The following is a 22,194-nucleotide window of genomic DNA, read 5'->3' as shown; positions in this document are numbered from 1 at the left end:
CATGAGTGACGACGCCCCCACCACCGAGCCCGGCAGGATCCCGAACAAGGGCAAGCTGGCCAAGGACCTCAACGAGGTCATCCGCTACACCCTCTGGTCCGTCTTCAAGCTCAAGGACGTGCTCCCCGAGGACCGCGCGGGCTACGCCGACGAGGTCCAGGAGCTGTTCGACCAGCTCGCCGCCAAGGACGTGACGATCCGCGGCACGTACGACGTGTCGGGTCTGCGCGCCGACGCCGACCTCATGATCTGGTGGCACGCGGAGACCAGCGACCAGCTCCAGGAGGCGTACAACCTCTTCCGCCGCACCAAGCTGGGCCGCGCGCTGGAGCCGGTGTGGTCGAACATGGCGCTGCACCGCCCCGCCGAGTTCAACCGCTCGCACATCCCGGCGTTCCTCGCCGACGAGACGCCCCGCGACTACGTGAGCGTCTACCCCTTCGTGCGCTCGTACGACTGGTACCTGCTGCCCGACGAGGACCGCCGCCGCATGCTCGCCGACCACGGCAAGATGGCCCGCGGCTTCCCGGACGTGCGCGCCAACACGGTCGCCTCGTTCTCCCTCGGCGACTACGAGTGGATCCTCGCCTTCGAGGCCGACGAGCTGTACCGCATCGTCGACCTCATGCGCCACCTGCGCGGCTCGGAGGCCCGCAGGCACGTCCGTGAGGAGGTGCCGTTCTTCACCGGGCGACGTAAGTCCGTGGCCGAGCTGGTCTCGGGCCTGGCCTGATCAGCGTGGGGGCATGGCGGTCGGCGCCTTCCGGGCGGCGGTCGCCGACTTCGGCTTCGGCTCGGGGCGCGGTGCGCAGGACGCGCGCCGCGCCGGCAGGTCGCCGTGCAGCAGATACGCCTCGACGTGCCCGTTGACGCAGGGGTTCGGACCACCCGCGATGCCGTGCGTGCCCGCGCCCCGCTCGGTCACCAGCACCGAACCCGACAGACGCCGGTGCAGTTCCAGGGCGCCGTCGTACGGCGTGGCCGCGTCCCGCTCGGCGGCCAGGATCAGCGTCGGCGGCAGCTCGCCCCGCCCGGTCCGCACGTCGAGGGGCTGCTGCCGAGGCGCCGGCCAGTAGGCGCACGGCAGATTCATCCACACGTTGTCCCAGGTCTCGAAGGGCGCGATGCGCGCCAGCCGCGTGTTGTCCCGGTCCCACACCCTCCAGTCCGTCGGCCAGGGCGCGTCGTTGCACTCGACGGCCGTGTAGACCGCGTGGGTGTTCTCCGCCTCGGCCGCCGCCTGCGGATGCGGCCCGGCCTGCTCGATCAGCGGCTTCGGGTCGCCCTTCAGATACGCCGACAGCGCGTGCGCGCGGTGCGGCCAGTAGTCGTCGTAGTACCCGGCCGACAGGAACGCGCCCTGCAACTGCGCGGGCCCGACTTTCCCGCCCGCCGGCTTCACCGCCAGCCGCGCCCGTGCCTTCTCGTAGCTGCGCAGCACCTCCTGAGCCGTGTCGCCCAGCCCGTACACGGCGTCGTGCCGGGCGATCCACTCCCGGACGTCCTCCCAGCGGCCCTCGAACGCGGCCGACTGGCGGAGGTTGTTGCGGTACCAGATCTGCTCGGGGGCCGGGTTCACCGCCGAGTCGAACACCATCCGCCGTACGTGCGAGGGGAACAGGGTCGCGTACAGCGCTCCGAAGTACGTGCCGTACGACGCGCCCATGAACGTCAGCCTGTGCTCGCCCAGCGCGGCGCGCAGGACGTCCAGGTCGCGGGCGTTGTTCAGGGAGGTGTAGTGCCGCAGCGCGCTGCCCGCACGCTGGGCGCAGCCGCGCGCGTACGCCTTCGCCTGCGCGACGCGCTCCTGCTTGTACGACTCCGAGGGGTGCGTCGGCGCCTGTGACGGTGCCTGGAAGAACTGCTTGGGGTCCTTGCAGGACAGGGGCGCCGAGCGGCCCACCCCGCGCGGGGCGTAGCCGACGAGGTCGTACGCCGCCGCGATCCGCTTCCACTCGGGGAGCGCACCGATCAGCGGGAAGTACATGCCGGTGCCGCCCGGCCCGCCCGGGTTGTAGACCAGGGCGCCCTGCCGGGGCACGCGGCGCTTGCTGTTGTGCGGGTCCTTGTGGGTGGCGCGCATCCGGCTGACGGTCAGCTTGATCTGCCTGCCGTGCGGATGGGCGTAGTCGAGCGGGACGGACACCGTGCCGCACTGCACGCTGTCCGGCATGTCCGGCTCGGCGGCGCACTTCCCGAAGTCGATGCCCTCCGCCTTTGCGTGCGCGGCGGCCACCGCGGTGCCGCGCAGTTCGGCCGCGGCCGGCACGGCCGGGGCGCCGTCGGCCGGGGCGGCCGCGAGCGTGGTCAGGAGCAAGGACCCGGCGGCCGAGTAGAGGGCGGGGGCTCTCATCGCGTTTCCCTTCGGTGCACGGCAGCAACAAAAGGGATATTTCGGTCACCTGTTGGCGAAGGCAAGCACCACTCGGCCGGTGTCGGCGCCAATGCCTCCGTGCGCCCCGTCTTTCACTCCTGCCGGTGCTGCTCGCGGTGGGCGAAGGCCGCGCGCAGGTCCGGTTCGCCGATCGCGCTGATGCCGTGGACGGCGACGGAGGTGAGGTCCGTACGGTCGTCCCCGCCGGCGTGCCGGGTCAGGGCGCCGAGCAGGCGCCGGCCGGCCGGGGAGGCCCAGCGCGCGTACGGGGGGACCTCGATCCGCGCGATGGCCAGGCAGCTCAGGGTGAGCGCGAAGGGAAGCCCGAACCACAGGGCGACCAGGCCGCGCGGCATGTCCGACTGAGCGGGCGTCAGCAGCGCGGTCGCGCCCAGCGCGACGACGGCCCCCGCGGCGAGCCGCACCTGGCGGACCCCGGCCGCGACACCGGCCCGGGCGCCGTCGGGCATGGCGAGCCCCGCGCTGACGAGCCGGTCGGCGATGCCGTGCACGGCGTCCGCGGCCGCGGCGGCGGCCCGTACCGGCGCGATGCGCGACTGCCCCTCCGGCCCGATGGCGCCTATCACCGATCGCTCCATTTCGTCCCGCCCGCGCGGGTCGACGACCGTCGCCCAGCCGGTGTGCGCGAGCAGCAGGCGCCGTTGGCGCGCCATGGAGACGAGCGTCAGATCGGCGACCCGCCGGGGGCCGCCGGACAGGAACGCGGCCTCGTACAGCGTCAGATCGTGTGCCCGGGCCGTGGTCGCGTCTGTTGTGTCCACAGTCGCCGTACGCACGGCGGCCAGGCACAGCCGCGTACACGCCGTGCCGGCGGCGGCCCAGGCGAGCAGCAGGAGAAGGACCCAGAACATGTGGATTTTCTATGCGAACGGGCCAGTGGAACGCCATGCCTTGTTCACAATCCGGACCGAGCGTTGCCGGTACGTGACGTTCCGCCTCAGGGATCCACGGGCTCCGGTGGCGGGCCGGTGGCCTCCAGGACCTTGACGTGCCGAGTTCAGCGTGGCGAGCCACTGTTTCTGCTGGTCGGTGGGTTCGTTGGGCAGTTCCAGGCCGAGCTTGGAGGCGACGTCGCGGACGCGTTCGTCCAGCCGGACCTTCATGACGAAGTCCCGGTCCGGAGCGGACAGCGGCCCGTACCTCGTCGACACGGTCTGGGCGTTCAGTACGTCCAGGCCCGTACCGGACCTGTCTTCGTACGACCAGATCGGGAAGATCAGCGCGACGAGGGGCGCCGTCAGGCCGGTGCGGCAACTGCCGTACCGGGTTTTCGCCCCCGCCAGGGGGCTCCGCCCCCTGGACCCCCGGGCCTATGCCCACCCACCACCCGACTCGGTCGGCCGAGAGGTGCACCACCGTCTTCCCGTTCAGCGGCGCAGCAGTACCCGCCGCGTCGCGCGCGCCAGTCGCACCGCCGGGCGTTGCGAGCGTGGTGCCGGTCCCGAGCGCTCCAGCCACCACTCCCGTAGCTCCCGCCGGACGCCCGCGTCCTCCAGGCGCCCGGCGAGCAGCATGTGCTCGGCGAAGTTCAGAGCGTCGCGGCGGTAGCCGTCGGTCATCGGATGGCCTTGGGCGTAGGTGAGGAAGGCGGAGCGATAGTCGGCGCCGAGGAGCTCCGGGAGCTCGGGCGCGACCTTCGCGACCACGTCCGCCCGCTTGCCGGCCAGGGCCCGTGCCTGCACGCCCAGCCGTACCCGGTCGAACCCCTCGGGCACGGGCGTCCCCGCGACCAGCGCGGACAGCAACGCCGTCTGTGCCAGGGCGAGCCGTTGGCGGTTGGCGTCGTCGGCCGCTGTCGTCGTCGGCGGGACGGGGGCGGCCGGGGCCGCAGGGGTGGTGGCCTGCGCGCCGCCCTTCTCCAGCGCCTCCCGTATCGCTTCCAACTCCCCTTCGAGTTCCGCCGGTTCGGGGAAGTTCTCGTCCCGTTCCAGCAGGACGCCCGGCGGGGAGACCCGGGACGCGAGGTCGGTCAGGATGTCGAGGACCGGGCGGGGGACCGGATGGGCGTGGCTGTCGTGCCAGACGCCGTCACGTTCGAAGCCGCCCGCGACATGGACGTAGGCGATGGCTTCCAGGGGGAGTTCGGCGAGCGCCGCCGCCGGGTCCTCGCCGCGGTTGACATGGTTGGTGTGCAGGTTCGCCACGTCGATGAGGAGGCGGACGCCCGTGCGGTCGGCCAGCTCGTACAGGAACTGACCCTCGGTCATCTCCTCGCCGGGCCAGGAGATGAGGGCGGCGATGTTCTCGACGGCGAGCGGCACCGGCAGCGCCTCCTGCGCGATGCGGACGTTCTCGCACAGCACGTCGAGCGCGTCACGGGTGCGCGGCACGGGCAGCAGATGGCCCGCCTCCAGGCGCGGCGAGGCGGTCAGTGGCCCGCCCGCCCGGACGAACGCGATGTGCTCGGTGACCAGCGGCGAGCCCAGCGCCTCGGCCCGCTCGGCGAGGGCGGCGAGCCGCCCCTCGTCGGGGCGGTCCGCGCCGCCGAGGCCGAGCGAGACGCCGTGCGGAACCACCGTCACCCCGCGCTCGCGCAGGCGCAGCAGCGACTCCGGGAGGTGGCCGGGGCAGACGTTCTCGGCCACGACCTCGACCCAGTCGATGCCCGGCATGCGTTCCACGGCGTCCGCGATCTCCGGCCGCCACCCGATGCCCGTCCCCAGTCGCTCCATGGTCCCCTCCTCGGCTTCCTCCGGATACGCGGTGCCGCCTCCTCGGGCGTGACGGGGGTATGGCCCCGGCGCCCGCGCCCGAACCCCGCCGCGGGAACGTTCAGAGCAACATTTGAGGTTCGGCGCGGGTGTCGCTCGGCCAGTGCCAGGAGATACGGGGGCAGCGGCCGTGCCGTTCAAAAGCCGGTGAAGGCCGAGGGAAGGGTGATCAGTACTCCAGCTCGGGGCGCAGGCGCAGCGGGCCGCCGACCGCGTGGAGGTGCCGCAGTACCTGGGCGTAGGAGTCGAAGAGCCCGGTCTCGTGGTAGGCGATGCCGTGCCGGGCGCAGAACGTGCGCACGATCTCCTGGGCATGGCGCAGGCTGGGCCGCGGCATGGAGGGGAACAGGTGGTGCTCGATCTGGTAGTTCAGCCCGCCGAGCGCGAAGTCGGTGAACCGACTGCCACGGATGTTGCGTGACGTCAGTACCTGCCGACGCAGGAAGTCGATCTTGTCGTCCTTGGCGAACATGGCCATGCCCTTGTGGTTGGGGGCGAACGAGCACCCCATGTACAGCCCGAACAGTCCTTGGTGCACGGCGAGGAAGCACAGGGCCTGGACGGGGGACAGGACCAGGAACAGCGCGGCGAGATAGCCGCCGAGGTGCGCCGTCAGCATGGCCGCCTCGCCCAGCTTGGTCGCCCGCGAGGTCGCGGTGCCGGTGCGGTCGAGCATCGCCCGTACGCCGGCGACGTGCAGGGCGAGTCCTTCCAGCAGCAGCATCGGGAAGAACAGCCAGGCCTGGTGACGGCCCAGCCAGGCGTACGCTCCGCTGCGGACGCGGGCGTGGTCCTCGGTGAAGGCGATCGCGCCGTCGGCGATGTCGGGGTCGCGGTCGATGTGGTTGGGGTGGGAGTGGTGCCGGTTGTGCTTGGTGATCCACCAGCCGTAGCTGAGGCCGATCAGCAGGTCCGCGTGCACGCGACCGAGCAGGTTGTTGACGCGTTTGGAGCCGGCGATCTGCTGGTGTCCGGCGTCGTGTCCGATGAACCCGGTCTGGGTGAACATCACCGCGAGGAAGGCGGCGGTCAGCAGCTGCCACCACGACTGCCCGATCAGGGCGAACGCGGTCCAGCCGGCGGCCAGCAGAAGCAGGTTCCCCCCTACCTTGACGGAGTAGTAGCCCGGGCGCCGCTTCAGCAGCCCGCTCTGCTTCACCTCGCGGGACAGTGCGGCGTAGTCGCTGCCCCGGCCGGCGGGCGGGGGTTTGGTGATCTCGGCGTGCTCCGCCGGATCGGTGCTCCGGGCGCTGATCTCAGTGGTCACAGGGTTCCTTTCGGGGTGCACGGCGCTGCCTGGCCGGCGCCGGGGACGAGGCGCCGGATGCGGCAGCCGTACGGAAGCAGCGCGAGGCAGGCCCGCGCCGCGGGCCTGCCTCGGGGAGGGTGTCCTCTGAGCGCCTCAGAGCGCGCGGACCTGGTCGGCCTGCATGCCCTTGGGGCCCTGGGCGGCGGTGAACTCCACCCGCTGGTTCTCCTCCAGGGAGCGGAAACCACTCGTGTCGATCGCCGAGTGGTGGACGAAGAGGTCGGCGCCGCCCTCATCGGGGGCGATGAAGCCGAAACCCTTGTCCGCGTTGAACCACTTCACGGTTCCTTGAGCCACGTGCTGTCTCCTTCGAGATGGCGAGTAGTGCGGGAAACACGCACTTCGCGCGATCCCGGGCTGCTGGTCGCCAGCCGTCGAAGAAAACCCCCGAATAACGACGAAGCGCCCGCTGTCAGAACTCCGCGGGCGCTCACACGTTCGCAAACTTCAACTACAACCACTCGTTCCAACGTCCGGAGCGCCGGCAATGTTCCCGTCGGGCGGGGAAAGGTCCGCGGACGCCTGACGGGTCGGCTGCGAGGTCCGGAGGGGAGTACGGTTGCGGCACCAAGCGCACCTCGCATGCCGTACTCCTGGCTCGTACTGTCTCCGCGCCCCGCGGTAGCGCATTCCGGCACCTCGCGCGTGCCCTGAACCGACCAAAAGGATGCTGGACGCATGTATTCACAGGACGCGATCTCCGGCCACCGCCGCGGCCGCCCCGAACCGACAGCCGAGATGCTCTTTGGGCTGGCCTGTCTCATCTGCGGCACCGACTACCGGAGCCGGCCGGACGCGGAGGCGGTGGTGGTCTCCCACCGCGACGACAGGCAACTGCTCGCCTGCCACGGGACGTGCGCACGGATGGCGAGCGGGTCGGTCACCGGTCTGGACGAGACGCCCCTCCCGTTGGCGGAGCGCGTGCGCAGGCATCAGGGCGACGGCTCCTGAGCCGGAGGACCGGCAGTCGGGCCCGGACCCTCAGTGCCAGGTGATCGGCCGGCGCGCGTCGTCCGGCAAGGCGCTGACGCGGTGGTATCCCTCGACCGCGACCGTTGTCCCGGGCGCGATCTCCGTGAACCCCGCGTCCCGCACCAGCGGCAGCCCGCTCGTGGTGAGTTCGTGCCAACGGCCCTTGGCCGCGGGGCGCACGGCGAGCGGGAACCCCGCCTCGCGCCAGACGGCCCGCTCCACGTCCGACAGCTCCCACCAGGCGAGGTGGGAACCGTGTCCGGCCTGCGCCATCGACTTGCCGGCCGACATCTCCAGGTCCGGGTTCAGCCAGAGCACCGGCGCCGACCCGTCCGCGTCCATCGGCGGCTCCGGGTCGTCGAGGTCGGTCCCGGAGACCTGGAGCCGGGCCAGGTCCTTGGGCCAGCCGTCCAGCGGGACGGGTGGGAAGACCCGCACCTCGGCCGACTCGCCGGTGACCGTGATCCCGGGCAACGCCTCGGCCCGCCGCCACTCCGCTCCGCGGGCTCGCCGTACGACCTTCCGGATCCGCGCGTCCTGCCAGTCCCGCACGGCCTGAGCCCACTCGCCGTCACCGAGGGACCGCTCGTCACTGAGCATGACGAGTACGGCGCGCGCGGCGGTCTCCAGGGCGTCGGTACGGGCGGGGGGTGCGGCTCGTTCGATACGGACGACCAGGGGCAGCACGAACTGCGGCGCGTGGTCGCGTGCGTTTCGCCGGGACCGGAAAGGGCTGTCATTCACAGGAGTCGGATCATTGCTCACGCGTCCAGTCTGCCAATGCCGGCGCGCGTCACCCCGAGCAAGCCGTCCGCTGGCCTCCTGCCTCCCCACTCCCGACTGCGCTCGAGCGGGGGGCACCCCATCGCGTACGGCGGCCCCTCCGCCTTCGGCGGCCTGGTCGCGTCGATCAGGCAGTGGTCGTCCTCGCTCATACGTTCGGCGTAGGCCGGTCACCGCCGGACGGCCGCCGCTCCGATCAGCTCGGACACCTTCACGAACCGGAAGCCCTGCCGGCGCAGCTCGGGCACGATCGTCCGTACCGCCCGCTCGGTCGTCGGGGCGGCACTGCGCGTGCAGTGCATGACGACCACCGACCCGGGCCGCACCCCCTCCAGGACCTGCCGTGCGACCGCGTCCGCGTCCGTCGCGAAGGCGTCCCCGCTCACCACGTCCCACTGCACGGCGGTGACGTCGGTCGGGGTCAGCGCCTTCAGGGCCCGCCGGTCATAACACCCGCCGGGGAAGCGGAAGTACGGCATCGGCTCCGGCACCCCGGCCTTCCGGAAGGCGGCGTACGCCCGCTCCACGTCCGCGCGCATCCGGTTCTCGGAGACGGTCGGCAGCCCGTAGCAGTCGTCGGCGAAGGCGTAGTGGCTGTAGGAGTGGTTCGCGACCTCGAAGAGCGGGTCCTGCCCGATGGACCGGGCCTGCGCCGGGTACTGCTCGGCCCACCGTCCCGTCATGAAGACCGTGGCCGGCACCTTCAGCGCCCGCAGCGTCGCGATCAGCCGCGGATTGTCGAACCGCTCGCCCGCCGCCGCCCGCGGCCCCTGGCCGGCGGTCATGTCGGCGTCGAAGGTGAGCGCGACGGTCCTGCCGTGCGTCCGGGGGCCGTTTTCGAAGACGGGGGTCAGGCCCGCGGGGCCGGGTGCGAGGGTCGGCGGCCGGGACGGGGCCGTGGCGGGCGCCGAGGGGGCCGGGCGGGCGGCCCGGGGGGTCTGGGCGGTGCCGCAGGCGGCGAGAGAGGCGAGGGCGGCGCTCAGGGCGCAGGCGGCGGTGCCGCGTCGCACAAGAGTGATCATCGTACGAATGTATGGCGATATGACTTATATGTGCGTCAGCACCGCCGGAGCGTCACCCGCTCAGATCTCCCGCTGCTCCAACGCCCGCGTCGCCGGCCCCTGCACCACCTTGCCGTCCGTGTCGAAGCGGGAGCCGTGGCAGGGGCACTCCCAGGCGCGTTCGGCGGCGTTGAAGGCGACGATGCAGCCCATGTGGGTGCAGCGCGGGGAGAGGGCGTGCAGGTGGCCGCCCTCGTCCCGGTACACCGCGAGCCGGCCGCCACCGGTGCGTACGACCGCGCCCTCGCCCGGAGGCAGGGACTCGACCGGCGGCGGGGGCCGCAGCCGGTCGCCGACGAAGTGGCGGGCGACCTGTGCCTGGTGCTTGAGGAACGACGGGGCCTCGCGCACGGTCGAACGCAGCCGGCGCGGGTCGTACAGCCCGCTCCACGCGCACTCCTCGCCGGTGATCAGCGCGGTGAGCAGCCGGCCCGCCATCATCCCGCCGCTCATGCCCCAGCCGCCGAAGCCGGTGGCGACGTACGCGTGGTGCGCACCCGGGTGCAGCGGGCCGACCAGCGGCACGGTGTCGGTCGGGTCGTTGTCCTGCGTGGCCCAGGCGTGGGTGAGGGTGACGTCGGGGAAGTGCTCGGCGGCCCAGTCGGCCAGGTGCTGGAAGCGGGAGCGGGTGTCGCCGGTGCCGGGCGTGAAGTGCTCCCCGGTGACGATCAGCAGCCGCTGCTCGCCGTGCGGTGCCGTGCGGACCGAGCGCGTGCCCTCCTCCGGCGTGATGTACATGCCGCCCGGGTCCCGGTCGGCGCCGATCGTCCCGGCGACGACCAGCTCGCGGCGCGGAGAGAGGCGGGTGAACAGCAGGGCGCGGTCGAAGACCGGGTAGTGCGTGGCGACCACGACGTCCCCGGCGGTCACCGTCGCCCCCGTGTCGGTCGTCAGCCGGCACGGCTCGCCCTCCTCCAGACCGATGACGGTGGTGTGCTCGTGGATGTGCCCGCCGTGCGCGAGCACGTCGTCGGCGAGGGCCAGCAGGTACTTGCGCGGATGGAACTGCGCCTGTCCGGTGACCCGCACCGCGCCGGCCACCGGGAACGGCAGCCCGGTCTCCGTCACGAACGACGCCGGCAGCCCCGCCTCCCGCGCCGCCTCCGCCTCGGCCCGCAACTCCTCCACGCGGCCCGCGTCGCGGGCGTACGTGTAGGCGCTCCGCTGCTCCCAGTCGCAGTCGACGTCCAGCTCGGCCACGATGCCGGCGGCCCGCTCGATCGCCTCCGTCTGCGAGCGGGCGTACAGCCGCGCCCCCTCGGGGCCGCGGGTGTGCCGCAGCTTGTCGTAGATCAGGGTGTGCAGCGCGGTGACCTTGGCGGTGGTGTGCCCGGTGACGCCGGCCGCGACCCGGTCGGCCTCCAGCACCGCCACCTCGCGCCCGGCCCGCGCCAGCTCCCACGCCGTGCTCAGCCCGGCGACGCCGGCGCCGATCACGGCCACGTCGACACGGAGGTCGTCCTCCAGCACGGGCCGCTCCGGGCCGGGCGCGGTCTGGATCCAGTACGAGCCGCTGACATGCGGGTGCTCTGTCATACGAGCCGGGTACCCCTACCGGGCCGGTTCACTGCGCGAGCAGCCGCCGACGGCACTCGGCCACGTCGAAGTCCGCCTTCGGGTACTGCGGGTCCAGCGCCCTCAGGTGCTCCAGAAGCAGCCGGCTCACCGCCCAGTTCCGGTACCACTTGCGGTCCGCCGGGACCAGGTACCAGGGGGCGTACGGCGTCGAACAGCGCTCCATGACGATCTCGTACGCCTCCTGGTACGCGGGCCACAGCACGCGGTCGTCGATGTCGGACGGGGCGAACTTCCAGTGCTTGTCCGGGCGGTCGAGGCGTTTGAGCAGGCGGCGGCGCTGCTCGTCGTAGGAGATGTGCAGGAAGCACTTGATCACGGTCACGCCGTCGTCGGCCAGGGACTTCTCGAAGCGGTTGATCTCGTCGTAGCGGCGTTCGATCTCGGCGCGGGGGGCGAGCTCGCGGACGCGGGCGATGAGGACGTCCTCGTAGTGCGAGCGGTCGAAGATGCCCAGCTCGCCGGGGTGCGGAAGCGCCTTCTCGATGCGCCAGAGGAAGGAGTGCCGGCGCTCCTCGGGAGTGGGTGCCTTGAAGGCATGGATGCGGCAGCCGGACGGGTTGAACAGGCCGATGACGTGCTTGACCGTGCCGCCCTTGCCGCTGGTGTCCATGCCCTGCAGCACCAGCAGGACCCGGCGCCGGTCACCGGCCGTGCTCGCCGCCCACAGGCGTTCCTGGAGCTCGGCGAGTTGCTCGCCGAGTTCGGCGGTGGCCACCTTGCCCGCCGCCTTGCCCTTCGGGCCGCCGGGGGTGCCCCGTGCGTCGTACGCGGCCAGGTCGACCGGTTCGCCGCCGGGCACGCGCAGCAGCTCGCGGAGTTCGCTCCCCTTACGGGACTTCGAGCCCTTCTTGGCCACGGGGCACCCCTTCCTCCTGCTCCTCCCGCGCCGCTACCTGCGCCACGGCCCCGTCACCGCGAACGTCGTCCCGGGCGTGTAGCAGTTCACGTACATCGTCCTGCCGTCCGGGGAGAAGGTGACACCGGCGAACTCGCCCCACTCCGGTTCGTCCGGAGTCCCGATGTTCTGGCGGCCGCGCGCCACCGCGTACACCTCGCCGCGCCGGGTGACGCCGTAGACGTGCTGGGCGCCGTTGCCGTCCTCGCAGACCATGAGACCGCCGCTGGGGGCGAGGCAGATGTTGTCCGGGGACTCGCCGGGGAGCTGGACGTCGGTGTCCGGGCCGAAGACGATCACGAGGGTCAGGCGGCGCGCCGCGGGGTCGTAGCGCCAGATCTGGCCGTAGTGGTCGGCCGCCGAACCCTCCGCGCTGCGCGCGAACGACGACACGAAGTACACGCACGTCCCGCCCCAGTAGCAGCCCTCCAGCTTCTGCGCGTGCGTGATGCCCTTCGGGCCGAAGTCCTGGTGACGGATGGGGGTTTCGGCGGCCGACGGGTCCGGTACGTCCACCCACTCGATGCCGTCGAAACAGGTACCGGTCTCCTGGATGGAGGACAGGTCGGGTACGCCGGGCACGCGCATCGCCTGCAGCCGGCCGCCCGCGCGCAGTGAACCGAGGCCGGCCAGCGGCTTGCCGGGCAGGAAGCGGTAGAAGAGGCCGAAGGGCCGCTCGAAGGCGTCCTCCGTCTCGTAGACGATGCCGCGCTTCGGATCGACGGCGATCGCCTCGTGCTGGAAGCGGCCCATCGCGGTCAGCGGTACGGCGCCGGAGCGGAGCGGGTCGGCCGGGTGGACCTCGAAGATGAAGCCGTGGTCCTTGGTGTAACCGTTGGTGCCCGCCTTGTCCTCGGTCTCCTCGCAGGTCAGCCAGGTGCCCCAAGGGGTGGGCCCGCCCGCGCAGTTGACGGCCGTACCGGCGATCGCGACCCGCTCCGACAGCACGTTGTCGCGCTCGTCCAGCGTCAGGGCCGTGCAGCCGCCCTTGCCCGCCGGGTCGTAGGTGAGGCCCTTGACCGTCGGGACGGGGATCTTCGCGGTGTTGCGGTTCTCGTGGTTGCGAACCAGGTGGACCCGGCCGCCGTGCCTGCCCGCGGAACGCCCGGCGAAGGCGGCCATCCCGTCGTGGTTGGAGGGGACGCGGCCCTCGCCGGAGCGGAGTGGGTCGCCCTCGCGGGAGAGCACCTTGTAGCGGAAACCTTTCGGCAGATCGAGCAGGCCGTCCGGGTCGGGGACCAGAGGGCCGTATCCGGTGTGGCCGAGGTTCTGCGCGGCGGCGGTGCCCGCGAAGAGGTCGGAGAGGCTTCCGGCGAAGGTGATCGAGACGCCCAGCGCTCCGGCGCCGGTGAGGATCTGACGGCGTGTCGTGGACACGGTTTCGGACATGGGGCAACAACCTTCCTGCTGGCGGACAGGAACTGTGACCCCGCCGTGTCTATCATCTGCCGAGGATCACGGGAACCACGCGCGTAGAACGGGTCACTTCCCGATCGACTGCTGGGGCGGCTCCTGATGTGCCCTCTCCAGGAACCGCAGCAGCTCCACCGGGAACGGCAGCACGAGCGTCGAGTTCTTCTCGGCGGCGACCGCCACCACCGTCTGCAACAGCCGCAACTGCAGTGCGGAGGGCGTTTCCGCCATCTGCTGGGCGGCCTCGGCCAGCTTCTTGGAGGCCTGGAGTTCGGCGTCGGCGTTGATGATCCGGGCCCGCCGCTCGCGGTCGGCCTCGGCCTGCCGGGCCATGGAGCGCTTCATCGTCTCCGGCAGGGACACGTCCTTGATCTCGACCCGGTCGACCTGGACGCCCCAGCCGACGGCCGGGCTGTCGATCATCAGCTCCAGACCCTGGTTGAGCTTCTCCCGGTTGGACAGCAGGTCGTCCAGGTCGCTCTTGCCGATGATCGAGCGCAGGGAGGTCTGCGCCATCTGTGAGACCGCGTACTTGTAGTCCTCGACCTTGATGAGCGCGCTCGCCGCGTCGACCACCTTGAAGTACACGACCGCGTCCACGCGCACGGTCACGTTGTCACGGGTGATGCCCTCCTGGGCCGGCACCGGCATCGTGACGATCTGCATGTTGACCTTGTGCAGCCGGTCCACCATCGGGACGATCAACGTGAATCCGGGCGTCCGTACGTCTCCCACCAGCCGCCCGAGCCGGAGGACCACCCCGCGCTCGTACTGCTTGACGACCCGCGCCGCCGCGGCGACGTAGACGACTCCCGCGGAACCGACCGCCGCGGCCGCTGTCACCAGCTCTGCGAGCATCCCGACCTCCTCTTCCAGAGGTCCGTTGTGTCTGTTCCTGCAACGATATGCCTGGTGCCCGGTCCGGGGCCATGACAGGCCCCGGACCGGGCACCGACGCGCCTACGACGCGGTTGCTACACCGGTTCCGGCGAGGTCACCCGCACCGGTTCCGTGCCGACCGAACTGTGCCGCTCGGCCCAGTTCTCCAGCGCCGTACGGCAGGCGTGATCGAGGTGGTGCAGCCCGGACAGGTCCAGCTCGACCGGGCGGTCCTGCGGCAGTGCCTCCAGGCTGTCGAGTATCTTCGGCAGCCTCAGGAAGGTCGCGTTGCCCGACAGGTACGCCTGGATGGGTCCGGCGCCCTTGTCTATGACCTCCAGCTTCAGGTGCGAGGCCTCCCAGGCGGTCTTGACCACGGACAGGGCCAGACCGATCAGCACGCCCTCGAACATGTTCACCGCGACGATGGACACGGCGGTGACCACCAGGATCAGCGCCTCACCGCGGTGCTCCCGCCACAGCGCCACGACCCCGCGGAAGGGGATCAGCTTCCAGCCCGCGTGGACCAGGATGCCGGCGAGCGCGGGCAGCGGGATCAGTGCCAGGGTCGACGGCAGCAGTGCCGCGAACAGCAGCAGCCACACGCCGTGCAGGATGCGGGAGGCCTTGGTCTTGGCGCCCGCCTGGACGTTGGCGGAGCTGCGCACGATGACCGCGGTCATCGGCAGCGCGCCGAGCGCGCCGCTCACCGCGTTGCCCACGCCCTGGGCCATCAGCTCCTTGTCGTACTGGGTGCGCGGACCGTCGTGCAGCCGGTCCACGGCGGCGGCGCTGAACAGGCTCTCGGCGGAGGCGATCAGGGTGAAGGCGAGGATCGTGCCGAAGATGGCCGGGTTGGCCAGTTCGCCGAAGGCGCCCGCTCCGGGCGGCTGGATGGAGTCCAGCAGGCCGTTCACCTCGACGGTGCCGATCGGCAGGCTGGACACCTGCGTGACCACGGTCGCCAGGACCACCGCGGCGAGCGCGCCCGGCACCAGCTGTGCCTTCTTCGGCATCCGCTTCCACAGCACGAGCACCGCGATGGTGCCCGCCCCGATCGCGAGCGAGGCGAGCGCCTCGGTGCTGCCGAGCGCGTCGGCGGCGGCACCGGGCAGCCCGGCGATCTTGCCGATACCGGAGGCGGGGGCCTCCAGACCGGCAGCCGAGTACAGCTGACCCGCGATGATCACGAGTCCGATGCCGGCCAGCATGCCCTCGACGACCGAGACCGATATCGCGCGGAACCAGCGGCCCAGCTTCAGGGCGCCCATGGCGAGCTGGAGCAGTCCGGCGGTCAGCACGATCACACCGAGCGCGGGGAGCCCGAACTCGTGCACGGCCTCGAAGACGAGCACGGTCAGACCCGCGGCCGGTCCGGACACCTGGAGGCTGCTGCCCCGCATGAAGCCCGTGACGATGCCGCCGACGATGCCGGTGACCAGGCCGAGTTCGGCCGGGACCCCGGAGGCGACGGCCACGCCGACGCACAACGGCAGCGCGACGAGGAAGACGACCAGGGATGCGGTGAAGTCCTGCCGCAGATGGGGGAACTTCCTTCGATTCTCCACAGCGGCCCTCACAGTGCCCGGAAGGTGTCGGAGGACACGTCGTGGGTCAGCACTGACCCCGTGTGCACCTCGTAGTACCAGGCATGCAAGGTCAGTTGACCACTCGCCAGCTTCTTGTCGATGAACGGGTACGACCGCAGCCGCAGTACCTGGGCGAGGACATGGCTCTGCACGCCCTCGGCCACGGTCGGGTCCTCGGCCGCGCCCGCGGGACGCGGAGCGGCTTGCGTGAGCCAGTCGCGCACGGCCGGTACGGCGGTCAGGTCGTCGCCGCGGACCAGAGCGCCCACGGCGCCGCAGTGCGAGTGGCCGCAGACCACGATGTCGTTGACGCCCAGCACCTCCACTGCGTACTCGATGGTGGCCGCCTCGCTGGTGGGGTGCTCGGAGGCGTACGGGGGGACGATGTTGCCCGCGGTGCGCAGCTCGAAGAGCTCGCCGGGGCGGGCGCCCGTGATCAGGGCCGGGACGACCCTGGAATCGGAGCAGGTGATGAACAGGACCTGCGGGGACTGGCCTTCGGCCAGCTTGGCGAACTCCTCAGGGCGCTGTCCGAACATGCGGGCGTTGTCGATGAGGGGCTGCATATGTGGTGACTCCTCCTGGCGCGTCGCAATGGCGCGTCGGGGCTTACCCGGTGCGCCACGAGGGCGCGTCGGGCTTACATGACATCGGGCTTACATGACAGAGGTGGGGGACTGCTGTGCTGCCAGCAGCTGTGCTGTCAGCAGCGAAAGACCTGAAGTGCGGCCGGAGAGTGCGCTGTCGAGGGTCTCGACGTGGTGAGCGCGACGCGTGCGAGGCGTCTGTCCGCATCCGCCCGGTCCTGTGCCGGCAACGGGCGATCGGGTGCCTCAGGACCGAAGTCGACGGCACGGTGCCGGTCGCGGGGGCGCAGGGGACCGGGCTGGTCCTTTGCCGGGTCGCAGTGCCGGAACGTGGCCGTCTCGTCGCGGACCGCCTTGCCGGTGAGTTTAATTCCGGGCTGAGCTTTGGCCTCGACTTGACGCGCCGTGTGCGCGGATGCGAAGTGCTCGGTGGGAGCGAAGAAGGGGAGGGCGAGCAGGACGGCGGCGAGGATCGCTACCACGGTCCGTACCGTCGTACCTCGGAACATGCGCCCCCCTTCAGGCAGTTCACACCTCTACTCCGGACCAACGCTTAGTCAATGACTGGTCAAGAAACACTTTAGCCCGGCAAAGTTGTTTGCAGGGTTAACTTAGCGTTTCGACCTGAAGAGAGGCTGAAGCCTACGGGTGGGGTGGCGTGAACTGGCCCTTGACCTGGAAGAGTTGGTCGGTTAGGCGGATTCGACGAGTCCCTTGGCGTCCCGGGCGAGTGCGGTGAGGCGGGAGATCGCCCGGAAGTACTTCTTGCGGTAGCCGCCGTTCAGCATCTCCTCGCTGAACAGCTGGTCGAAGGGCAGTCCCGAGGCGAGGACCGGAACCTCACGGTCGTAGAGCCGGTCCGCGAGGACGACGAGCCTGAGGGCCGTCGACTGGTCGGGAATCGGCCGGACGTCGGTGAGGCACACCGCCTTGAGGTCGTCGGTGAGCGCTCCGTACCGGCTGGGGTGGACGCGGGCGAGGTGCTCCAGCAGCTGCGGGAAGGTGTCGAGGGAGGCGCCCTCGGTGGCGTGCGCGGCCTTGGTGACCTGCTCTTCGGTGTACGGCGGCGGGGCCGCGGGCAGGCCGCGGTGGCGGTAGTCCTCGCCGTCGATCCGCAGGGCGCGGAAGTGCGCGGACAGGCCCTGTATCTCGCGCAGGAAGTCGGCCGCCGCGAAGCGGCCCTCGCCGAGCTTGCCCGGCAGGGTGTTGGAGGTGGCGGCGAGGGCGACGCCCGCGTCGACGAGCTTGCCGAGCAGGGTGGAGACGAGGACGGTGTCGCCGGGGTCGTCCAGTTCGAACTCGTCGATGCACAGCAGACGGTGGCCGGAAAGGGTCTGCACCGTCTTCTGGAAGCCGAGGGCGCCGACCAGGTTGGTCAGCTCCACGAACGTGCCGAACGCCTTGAGCGCGGGCTCGGCCGGGGTGGCGTGCCAGAGGGAGGCCAGCAGGTGGGTCTTGCCGACGCCGTAGCCGCCGTCGAGGTAGACGCCGCGGGGGGCGGCCGGGGTCTTCGGTGCCTTGGCCTTCCCGAATCCCAGGAAACCGCGCTTGCTCTTACCGGCCCCCGAGGCGTGCGCCCCGCCCAGCCCGGCCGCGAAACCCTCGAGAACCCGCACGGCCTCGGTCTGGCTGGGCTGGTTCGGGTCCGGGATGTACGTGCCGAAGCGCACCGAGTCGAACCGCGGCGGCGGCACCATCTCGGCGACCAGCCGGTCCGCGGGGACGTGCGGCTCACGGGCGCACAGGGACAGCGGGGCGGCGTCGGCCATGGGGCCGAATCCGGACGCGGCGGGGGAGGTAGGCACGGTTACCCATGCTAGGGCCTGCCCGGCGGGTCCGGCCGAACTGGGGCAGGCGGTTCCTCCGCGACCTCCGCCGGACCCGCCGGGCAGGCCCTGAGCGTCATGCCAGACTGCACGACATGCGACGCCTGTTCCCTGTGACCGACGAAACAGTGGCCCGGGGCCGGCAGGAGGCCGAGTGGAGCCTCGCCGAGCTGGCCGGGGCCTATGCCTATCCCGAGCTCGGGCCCGAGGGCGGTTCCGGTGGGCCGGTGGCCTGGCTGCGCGCCAACATGGTCTCCACGCTCGACGGGGCCGCCCAGCACGACGGCCATTCCCAGCCCATCTCCAGCGCCACCGACATGCGGATCTTCGGCACCCTGCGGGCCCTGGCGGACGTGGTGGTGGTCGGTGCCGAAACGGTACGTCAGGAGGGGTACCGCCCCGCACGCGCGCGTGCGGAGTTCGCCGGCATGCGGGCGGCGGCGGGGCAGGCGCCCGCGCCGGCGATCGCCGTGGTCAGCGCGAGCCTGAACCTGGACTTCACCCTCCCGCTGTTCACCTCACCGCTCGTGCCCACCCTGGTGCTCACCGGCGCCGCGGCCGCCCCGGACCGGATCGCGGCCGCCGAGAAGTCGGGCGCGCGGGTGGTCGTCGCCGGGGACGGCGTCGGCGTGGAGCCCGCCCGCGCCGTACGGGCCCTCGCCGAGCTCGGGCACGCCCGGCTGCTGACGGAGGGCGGTCCGCGCCTGCTCGGCCAGCTGGTGGCCGCCGAAGTCCTCGACGAGCTCTGTCTGACCGTGTCCCCGATGCTCACCGTCGGCGACGCGCAGCGGATCGCGGGCGGGCCCTCGGTCGGGGTTCCGCACCGGTTCGCGCTGGTGTCGCTGCTGGAGGACGACGGGTTCCTCTTCAGCCGGTACCAGCGGTCCTGAGGCGGTCGGTCCCGACATTGGTGGAATCTTCCGTTCCGTTTAGCTTTCGGCGGGCACACTGATTCCGGCAGTACTCGTGCGATCGCGGGGCAGGATGGTTTCCGCAGGGCCTGGCACGGCCCACGGAGGAGAAGGGGCGCCTGGTGTTCACAAGCGTATTGATGATCGAGAAGGCCCTCACGTCCGCCGACGTGGAGTTCGTCACCGGCTTGCACGGGGAGGAGAGCGTTGCCTTCCACGTGCTGCTGCAACCACGCGGCGAGCAGGCGGACCGGCTGCTGCGCGCCATCGACGACGTCGCGCTCGGCGCGATCGACGAGGCCGCGCGGGAGGGAGAGACGCCGGAGGGGGAGGAGGCGAAGAGCGTCGGACAGCAGGCACTGGAGGTGTCCCTCACCGCCCTGCGCGCGGCCGGCAGCGAGGCGGAGGGGCGGCTGATCGCGGACCACCCGCTGGATGCGCTGAAGTCGTTGGTGGACGAGGTCGACGCGGACGAGGTGATCGTGCTGACCGATCCCCACTACGTGGAGGAGTTCTTCCACCGGGACTGGGCGTCGCGGGCGCGGCACAAGGTGGGGGTGCCGGTGCTGAAGTTGTTCTCGCACAGTAAGGCGTAGCGCCGTAGGGATGCGGTGCGTGTCCGGCTGAGGGTTGTGTGGGGCTGGTCGCGCCCACGCGGCGGAGCCGCATGATTGTCACCGCCCCGCGCCCCTGGGGCGTTGCGGTCGCCCTTACGCAATAGGCTGGGGGTGTTCATTCTCGTACTGGATCTTGGGAGAAATGCGCATGGCACCCGGCCTTCCCACCGCCATGGACCGACCGCACTTCATCGGCATCGGCGGCGCCGGAATGTCGGGCATCGCGAAGATTCTGGCGCAGCGTGGGGCGAAGGTGGCGGGCAGTGATGCCAAGGAGTCCGCGACCGCCGAGGCGCTGCGGGCGCTGGGCGCGACCGTGCACATCGGGCACGCGGCGGAGCATCTGGCGTCCGACGCGACCTGTGTCGTCGTGTCCTCGGCGATCCGGGCCGACAACCCGGAGCTGGCGCGGGCGGCGGAGCTGGGGATCGCGGTGGTCCACCGTTCGGACGCCCTCGCCCGGCTGATGGACGGTCTGCGTCCGATCGCGGTGGCCGGCACGCACGGCAAGACCACCACGACGTCGATGCTGGCGGTGTCGCTGAGCGAGCTCGGCCTGCAGCCGTCGTACGCCATCGGCGGCGATCTGGACGCGCCCGGCTCCAACGCCCTGCACGGCGAGGGCGAGATCTTCGTCGCCGAGGCGGACGAATCGGACCGCAGCTTCCACAAGTACGCCCCCGAGGTCGCCATCGTCCTCAACGTCGAGCTCGACCACCACGCCAACTACGCGTCCATCGACGAGATCTACGAGTCCTTCGAGACCTTCGCCGGCCGGATCGTGCCCGGCGGCACGCTGGTGATCACGGCGGACCACGAGGGCGCCCGGGAACTGACGCGGAGGCTGGCCGGGTCGGTGAAGACGGTGACGTACGGGGAGTCGGCGGACGCGGACGTACGGATCCTGTCGGTGACGGCCCAGGGGCTGAAGAGCGAGGTCACGGTCGTCCTGGACGGCGAGGAGCTCACCTTCACGGTCTCCGTCCCCGGCCGCCACTACGCGCACAACGCGGTGGCCGCGCTGGCCGCGGGCGCGGCGCTGGGTGTCCCGGCCGCGGAGCTGGCCCCGGCCATCGCCGCGTACACCGGTGTGAAGCGGCGCCTGCAACTGAAGGGCGAGGCGGCCGGCGTCCAGGTCATCGACTCCTACGCCCACCACCCGACGGAGATGACGGCGGACCTGGAGGCGATGCGCGCGGCGGCCGGTGACGCCCGCATCCTGGTCGTCTTCCAGCCCCACCTGTTCTCCCGGACGCAGGAGCTGGGCAAGGAGATGGGCGAGGCCCTCGCCCTGGCGGACGCCTCGGTCGTCCTCGACGTCTACCCGGCCCGCGAGGACCCGATCCCGGGCGTGACGAGCGAGCTGATCATCGAGGTGGCGCGGGCCGCGGGCGCGGACGTCACGTCGGTGCACGACAAGGGCGAGGTGCCGGAGGCCGTCGCGGGAATGGCGAAGGCCGGTGATCTCGTTCTCACCATGGGCGCGGGTGACGTGACGGACCTGGGCCCGCGGATTCTGGACCGTCTCGCGCAGAGGTAAGGGGTTGGCCTTCATGTCGTACGACGTCGAGAAGCCGGACGAGCAGTGGCGCGCGGAGCTGACCCCGTCCGAGTACGCCGTGCTGCGGCAGGCCGGGACGGAACCCGCCTTCATCGGTGAGTACACCGACACCAAGACCGAGGGCGTCTACTCCTGCCGCGCCTGCGGCGCCGAACTCTTCACCTCCACCACGAAGTTCGAGTCGCACTGCGGCTGGCCGTCCTTCTACGACCCGAAGGACACCGACGCGGTGGAGCTCATCGAGGACCGGTCGCACGGGATGGTGCGGACCGAGGTGCGGTGTGCGCGGTGCGGGTCGCACCTCGGGCACGTCTTCGAGGGAGAGGGCTACCCGACCCCCACGGACCAGCGGTACTGCATCAACTCGATCTCGCTGCGGCTGGTCCCTGACGAGGGCTGACCAGGGAGTACGTACTGATGGACGTCCTGGGGGTCGATGCCTGCGGTAAGCAGGGGTGGGCGGGGATCAGGCTCACGGACGGCGTGTACGCGGGCAGCCTGGTGGATGTCCGGCTCGATGCGCTGATCGAGCGTGCCGGCGGGGTACGGGTGATCGCCGTGGACATGCCGCTGGGCCTTGTCGAGAAGGGGTGGCGCGCGGCGGATCTCGCGGCCCGGGCGCTCCTCCAGGTGCGGCGCGGCAGTGTCTTCCTCATCGCGCCGAGGCCGGCGTGGCAGGAGCCGGACTATGCGGCGGCCGCGGACCGCTGCCAGGAGCTCACCGGTCAGCGATTGAGCCGGCAGGCATGGGCGCTGGCGCCGAAGCTCCTCGAGGCGCGGGCGTGCTGGCTTGCCGATGAACGGATCCACGAGGTGCACCCCGAGGTGTCCTTCCGCGCCCTGGCCGGCGGAGTGCCGCCGGCTCACGCCAAGAAGACCTGGCGCGGCCAGAATCTTCGCCGCTGCCTGCTGGCCGAGGCCGGGCTTGTCCTCCCGGACGAGCTCGGAGAGGCCGACCGCGTTCCTGTGGACGACGTTCTCGACGCCGCGGCCGCGGCCTGGTCGGCACACCGGATCGCGCTCGGCATCTCGGGGCGCGTGCCGGAGGTGCCGGAGCTGGACGCGGCGGAGCGAGTGGTCGAGATTCGTTATTGACTGCCGATGGCC

At 71.4% G+C, this 22,194-nt stretch carries 22 protein-coding genes and 1 pseudogene; 7 read left to right on the top strand and 16 right to left on the bottom strand.

Translation table 11 applies throughout. The features are described from left to right. Position 1: 1 nt before the first annotated feature. The gene (gene hemQ, locus ABT063_RS33100) at positions 2–733 is read left to right on the top strand and encodes a hydrogen peroxide-dependent heme synthase (protein ID WP_351063504.1); all 732 of its coding nucleotides are present in this window, start codon (positions 2–4) and stop codon (positions 731–733) included. Here hemQ and ABT063_RS33095 read toward each other — a convergent pair whose 3' ends face one another. From ABT063_RS33095 to ABT063_RS33070, 6 genes and pseudogenes are all read right to left on the bottom strand, one after another. Continuing rightward, positions 734–2,353: an alpha/beta hydrolase gene (locus ABT063_RS33095; RefSeq protein WP_351063502.1), complete on the bottom strand. Its 1,620-nt coding sequence runs from the start codon at positions 2,351–2,353 to the stop codon at positions 734–736. It lies immediately after the preceding gene. 113 nt (positions 2,354–2,466) lie between these two features. After that, positions 2,467–3,246, bottom strand: coding sequence for a TIGR04222 domain-containing membrane protein (locus ABT063_RS33090; RefSeq protein WP_351063500.1), 780 nt, complete (start codon positions 3,244–3,246; stop codon positions 2,467–2,469). Positions 3,247–3,381: 135 nt separating this feature from the next. Continuing rightward, positions 3,382–3,678, bottom strand: a pseudogene (locus ABT063_RS33085) (DUF4142 domain-containing protein); the annotation flags it as partial. A gap of 84 nt (positions 3,679–3,762) precedes the next feature. After that, on the bottom strand, positions 3,763–5,067 hold the full coding sequence (locus ABT063_RS33080) for an MbnB/TglH/ChrH family RiPP precursor modification enzyme (protein ID WP_351063498.1): 1,305 nt from the start codon (positions 5,065–5,067) through the stop codon (positions 3,763–3,765). A gap of 208 nt (positions 5,068–5,275) precedes the next feature. Next, positions 5,276–6,373: a fatty acid desaturase family protein gene (locus ABT063_RS33075; RefSeq protein ID WP_351063496.1), complete on the bottom strand. Its 1,098-nt coding sequence runs from the start codon at positions 6,371–6,373 to the stop codon at positions 5,276–5,278. 135 nt (positions 6,374–6,508) lie between these two features. Further along, on the bottom strand, positions 6,509–6,712 hold the full coding sequence (locus ABT063_RS33070) for a cold-shock protein (RefSeq protein WP_351063494.1): 204 nt from the start codon (positions 6,710–6,712) through the stop codon (positions 6,509–6,511). Positions 6,713–7,093: 381 nt separating this feature from the next. Between ABT063_RS33070 and ABT063_RS33065 the strand changes: the two genes are divergently transcribed. After that, positions 7,094–7,366 (top strand): hypothetical protein, encoded by a 273-nt coding sequence (locus tag ABT063_RS33065; protein WP_351063493.1) that lies wholly within the window; start codon positions 7,094–7,096, stop codon positions 7,364–7,366. 30 nt (positions 7,367–7,396) lie between these two features. On the opposite strand, the gene ABT063_RS33060 is transcribed toward ABT063_RS33065, so the two are convergent. From ABT063_RS33060 to zapE, 10 genes are all read right to left on the bottom strand, one after another. After that, a complete protein-coding gene (locus tag ABT063_RS33060; protein WP_351063491.1) occupies positions 7,397–8,152 on the bottom strand; it encodes a peptidyl-tRNA hydrolase in 756 nt (251 codons plus the stop codon). Between the two features lie 188 nt (positions 8,153–8,340). Beyond that, a complete protein-coding gene (locus tag ABT063_RS33055; protein ID WP_351063489.1) occupies positions 8,341–9,192 on the bottom strand; it encodes a polysaccharide deacetylase family protein in 852 nt (283 codons plus the stop codon). 60 nt (positions 9,193–9,252) lie between these two features. Beyond that, a complete protein-coding gene (locus ABT063_RS33050; protein ID WP_351063487.1) occupies positions 9,253–10,767 on the bottom strand; it encodes an FAD-dependent oxidoreductase in 1,515 nt (504 codons plus the stop codon). 28 nt (positions 10,768–10,795) lie between these two features. After that, on the bottom strand, positions 10,796–11,665 hold the full coding sequence (locus ABT063_RS33045) for a PPK2 family polyphosphate kinase (protein WP_351063485.1): 870 nt from the start codon (positions 11,663–11,665) through the stop codon (positions 10,796–10,798). A 33-nt stretch (positions 11,666–11,698) separates the two neighbouring features. Further along, positions 11,699–13,093, bottom strand: coding sequence for a PhoX family protein (locus ABT063_RS33040; protein WP_351063483.1), 1,395 nt, complete (start codon positions 13,091–13,093; stop codon positions 11,699–11,701). 93 nt (positions 13,094–13,186) lie between these two features. Then, positions 13,187–13,975: a slipin family protein gene (locus tag ABT063_RS33035; protein WP_351063482.1), complete on the bottom strand. Its 789-nt coding sequence runs from the start codon at positions 13,973–13,975 to the stop codon at positions 13,187–13,189. A gap of 116 nt (positions 13,976–14,091) precedes the next feature. Next, entirely contained in the window at positions 14,092–15,564 is a 1,473-nt protein-coding gene (locus ABT063_RS33030) for a SulP family inorganic anion transporter (protein WP_351063480.1), read from the bottom strand. An 8-nt stretch (positions 15,565–15,572) separates the two neighbouring features. Next, positions 15,573–16,151 (bottom strand): carbonic anhydrase, encoded by a 579-nt coding sequence (locus tag ABT063_RS33025; protein WP_351063479.1) that lies wholly within the window; start codon positions 16,149–16,151, stop codon positions 15,573–15,575. Positions 16,152–16,288: 137 nt separating this feature from the next. Then, positions 16,289–16,681 carry a hypothetical protein gene (locus ABT063_RS33020; protein WP_351063477.1) on the bottom strand — a complete coding sequence of 131 codons (393 nt, stop codon included), beginning with the start codon at positions 16,679–16,681 and terminating at the stop codon, positions 16,289–16,291. Between the two features lie 183 nt (positions 16,682–16,864). Then, entirely contained in the window at positions 16,865–17,977 is a 1,113-nt protein-coding gene (gene zapE, locus ABT063_RS33015; RefSeq protein WP_351063475.1) for a cell division protein ZapE, read from the bottom strand. 116 nt (positions 17,978–18,093) lie between these two features. Here zapE and ABT063_RS33010 point away from each other — a divergent pair, with 116 nt between their 5' ends. From ABT063_RS33010 to ABT063_RS32990, 5 genes are all read left to right on the top strand, one after another. After that, the gene (locus ABT063_RS33010; RefSeq protein WP_351063473.1) at positions 18,094–18,888 is read left to right on the top strand and encodes a pyrimidine reductase family protein; all 795 of its coding nucleotides are present in this window, start codon (positions 18,094–18,096) and stop codon (positions 18,886–18,888) included. Positions 18,889–19,031: 143 nt separating this feature from the next. Next, on the top strand, positions 19,032–19,505 hold the full coding sequence (locus ABT063_RS33005; RefSeq protein WP_351063472.1) for an indole-3-glycerol phosphate synthase: 474 nt from the start codon (positions 19,032–19,034) through the stop codon (positions 19,503–19,505). A 169-nt stretch (positions 19,506–19,674) separates the two neighbouring features. Further along, positions 19,675–21,066, top strand: coding sequence for a UDP-N-acetylmuramate--L-alanine ligase (gene murC / locus ABT063_RS33000; protein ID WP_351063570.1), 1,392 nt, complete (start codon positions 19,675–19,677; stop codon positions 21,064–21,066). Between the two features lie 13 nt (positions 21,067–21,079). Then, the gene (gene msrB, locus ABT063_RS32995; protein WP_351063470.1) at positions 21,080–21,487 is read left to right on the top strand and encodes a peptide-methionine (R)-S-oxide reductase MsrB; all 408 of its coding nucleotides are present in this window, start codon (positions 21,080–21,082) and stop codon (positions 21,485–21,487) included. A gap of 17 nt (positions 21,488–21,504) precedes the next feature. Beyond that, on the top strand, positions 21,505–22,182 hold the full coding sequence (locus ABT063_RS32990; RefSeq protein ID WP_351063468.1) for a DUF429 domain-containing protein: 678 nt from the start codon (positions 21,505–21,507) through the stop codon (positions 22,180–22,182). The last annotated feature ends 12 nt before the right edge of the window (positions 22,183–22,194 follow it).

This window comes from Streptomyces sp. NPDC002838 (genome assembly GCF_040295365.1).
In the GTDB taxonomy this organism is placed as follows: Bacteria; Actinomycetota; Actinomycetes; order Streptomycetales; family Streptomycetaceae; genus Streptomyces.
The sequence above is the reverse complement of the archived record's forward strand: the minus strand, read 5'-3'. Positions and strand labels throughout refer to the sequence as shown.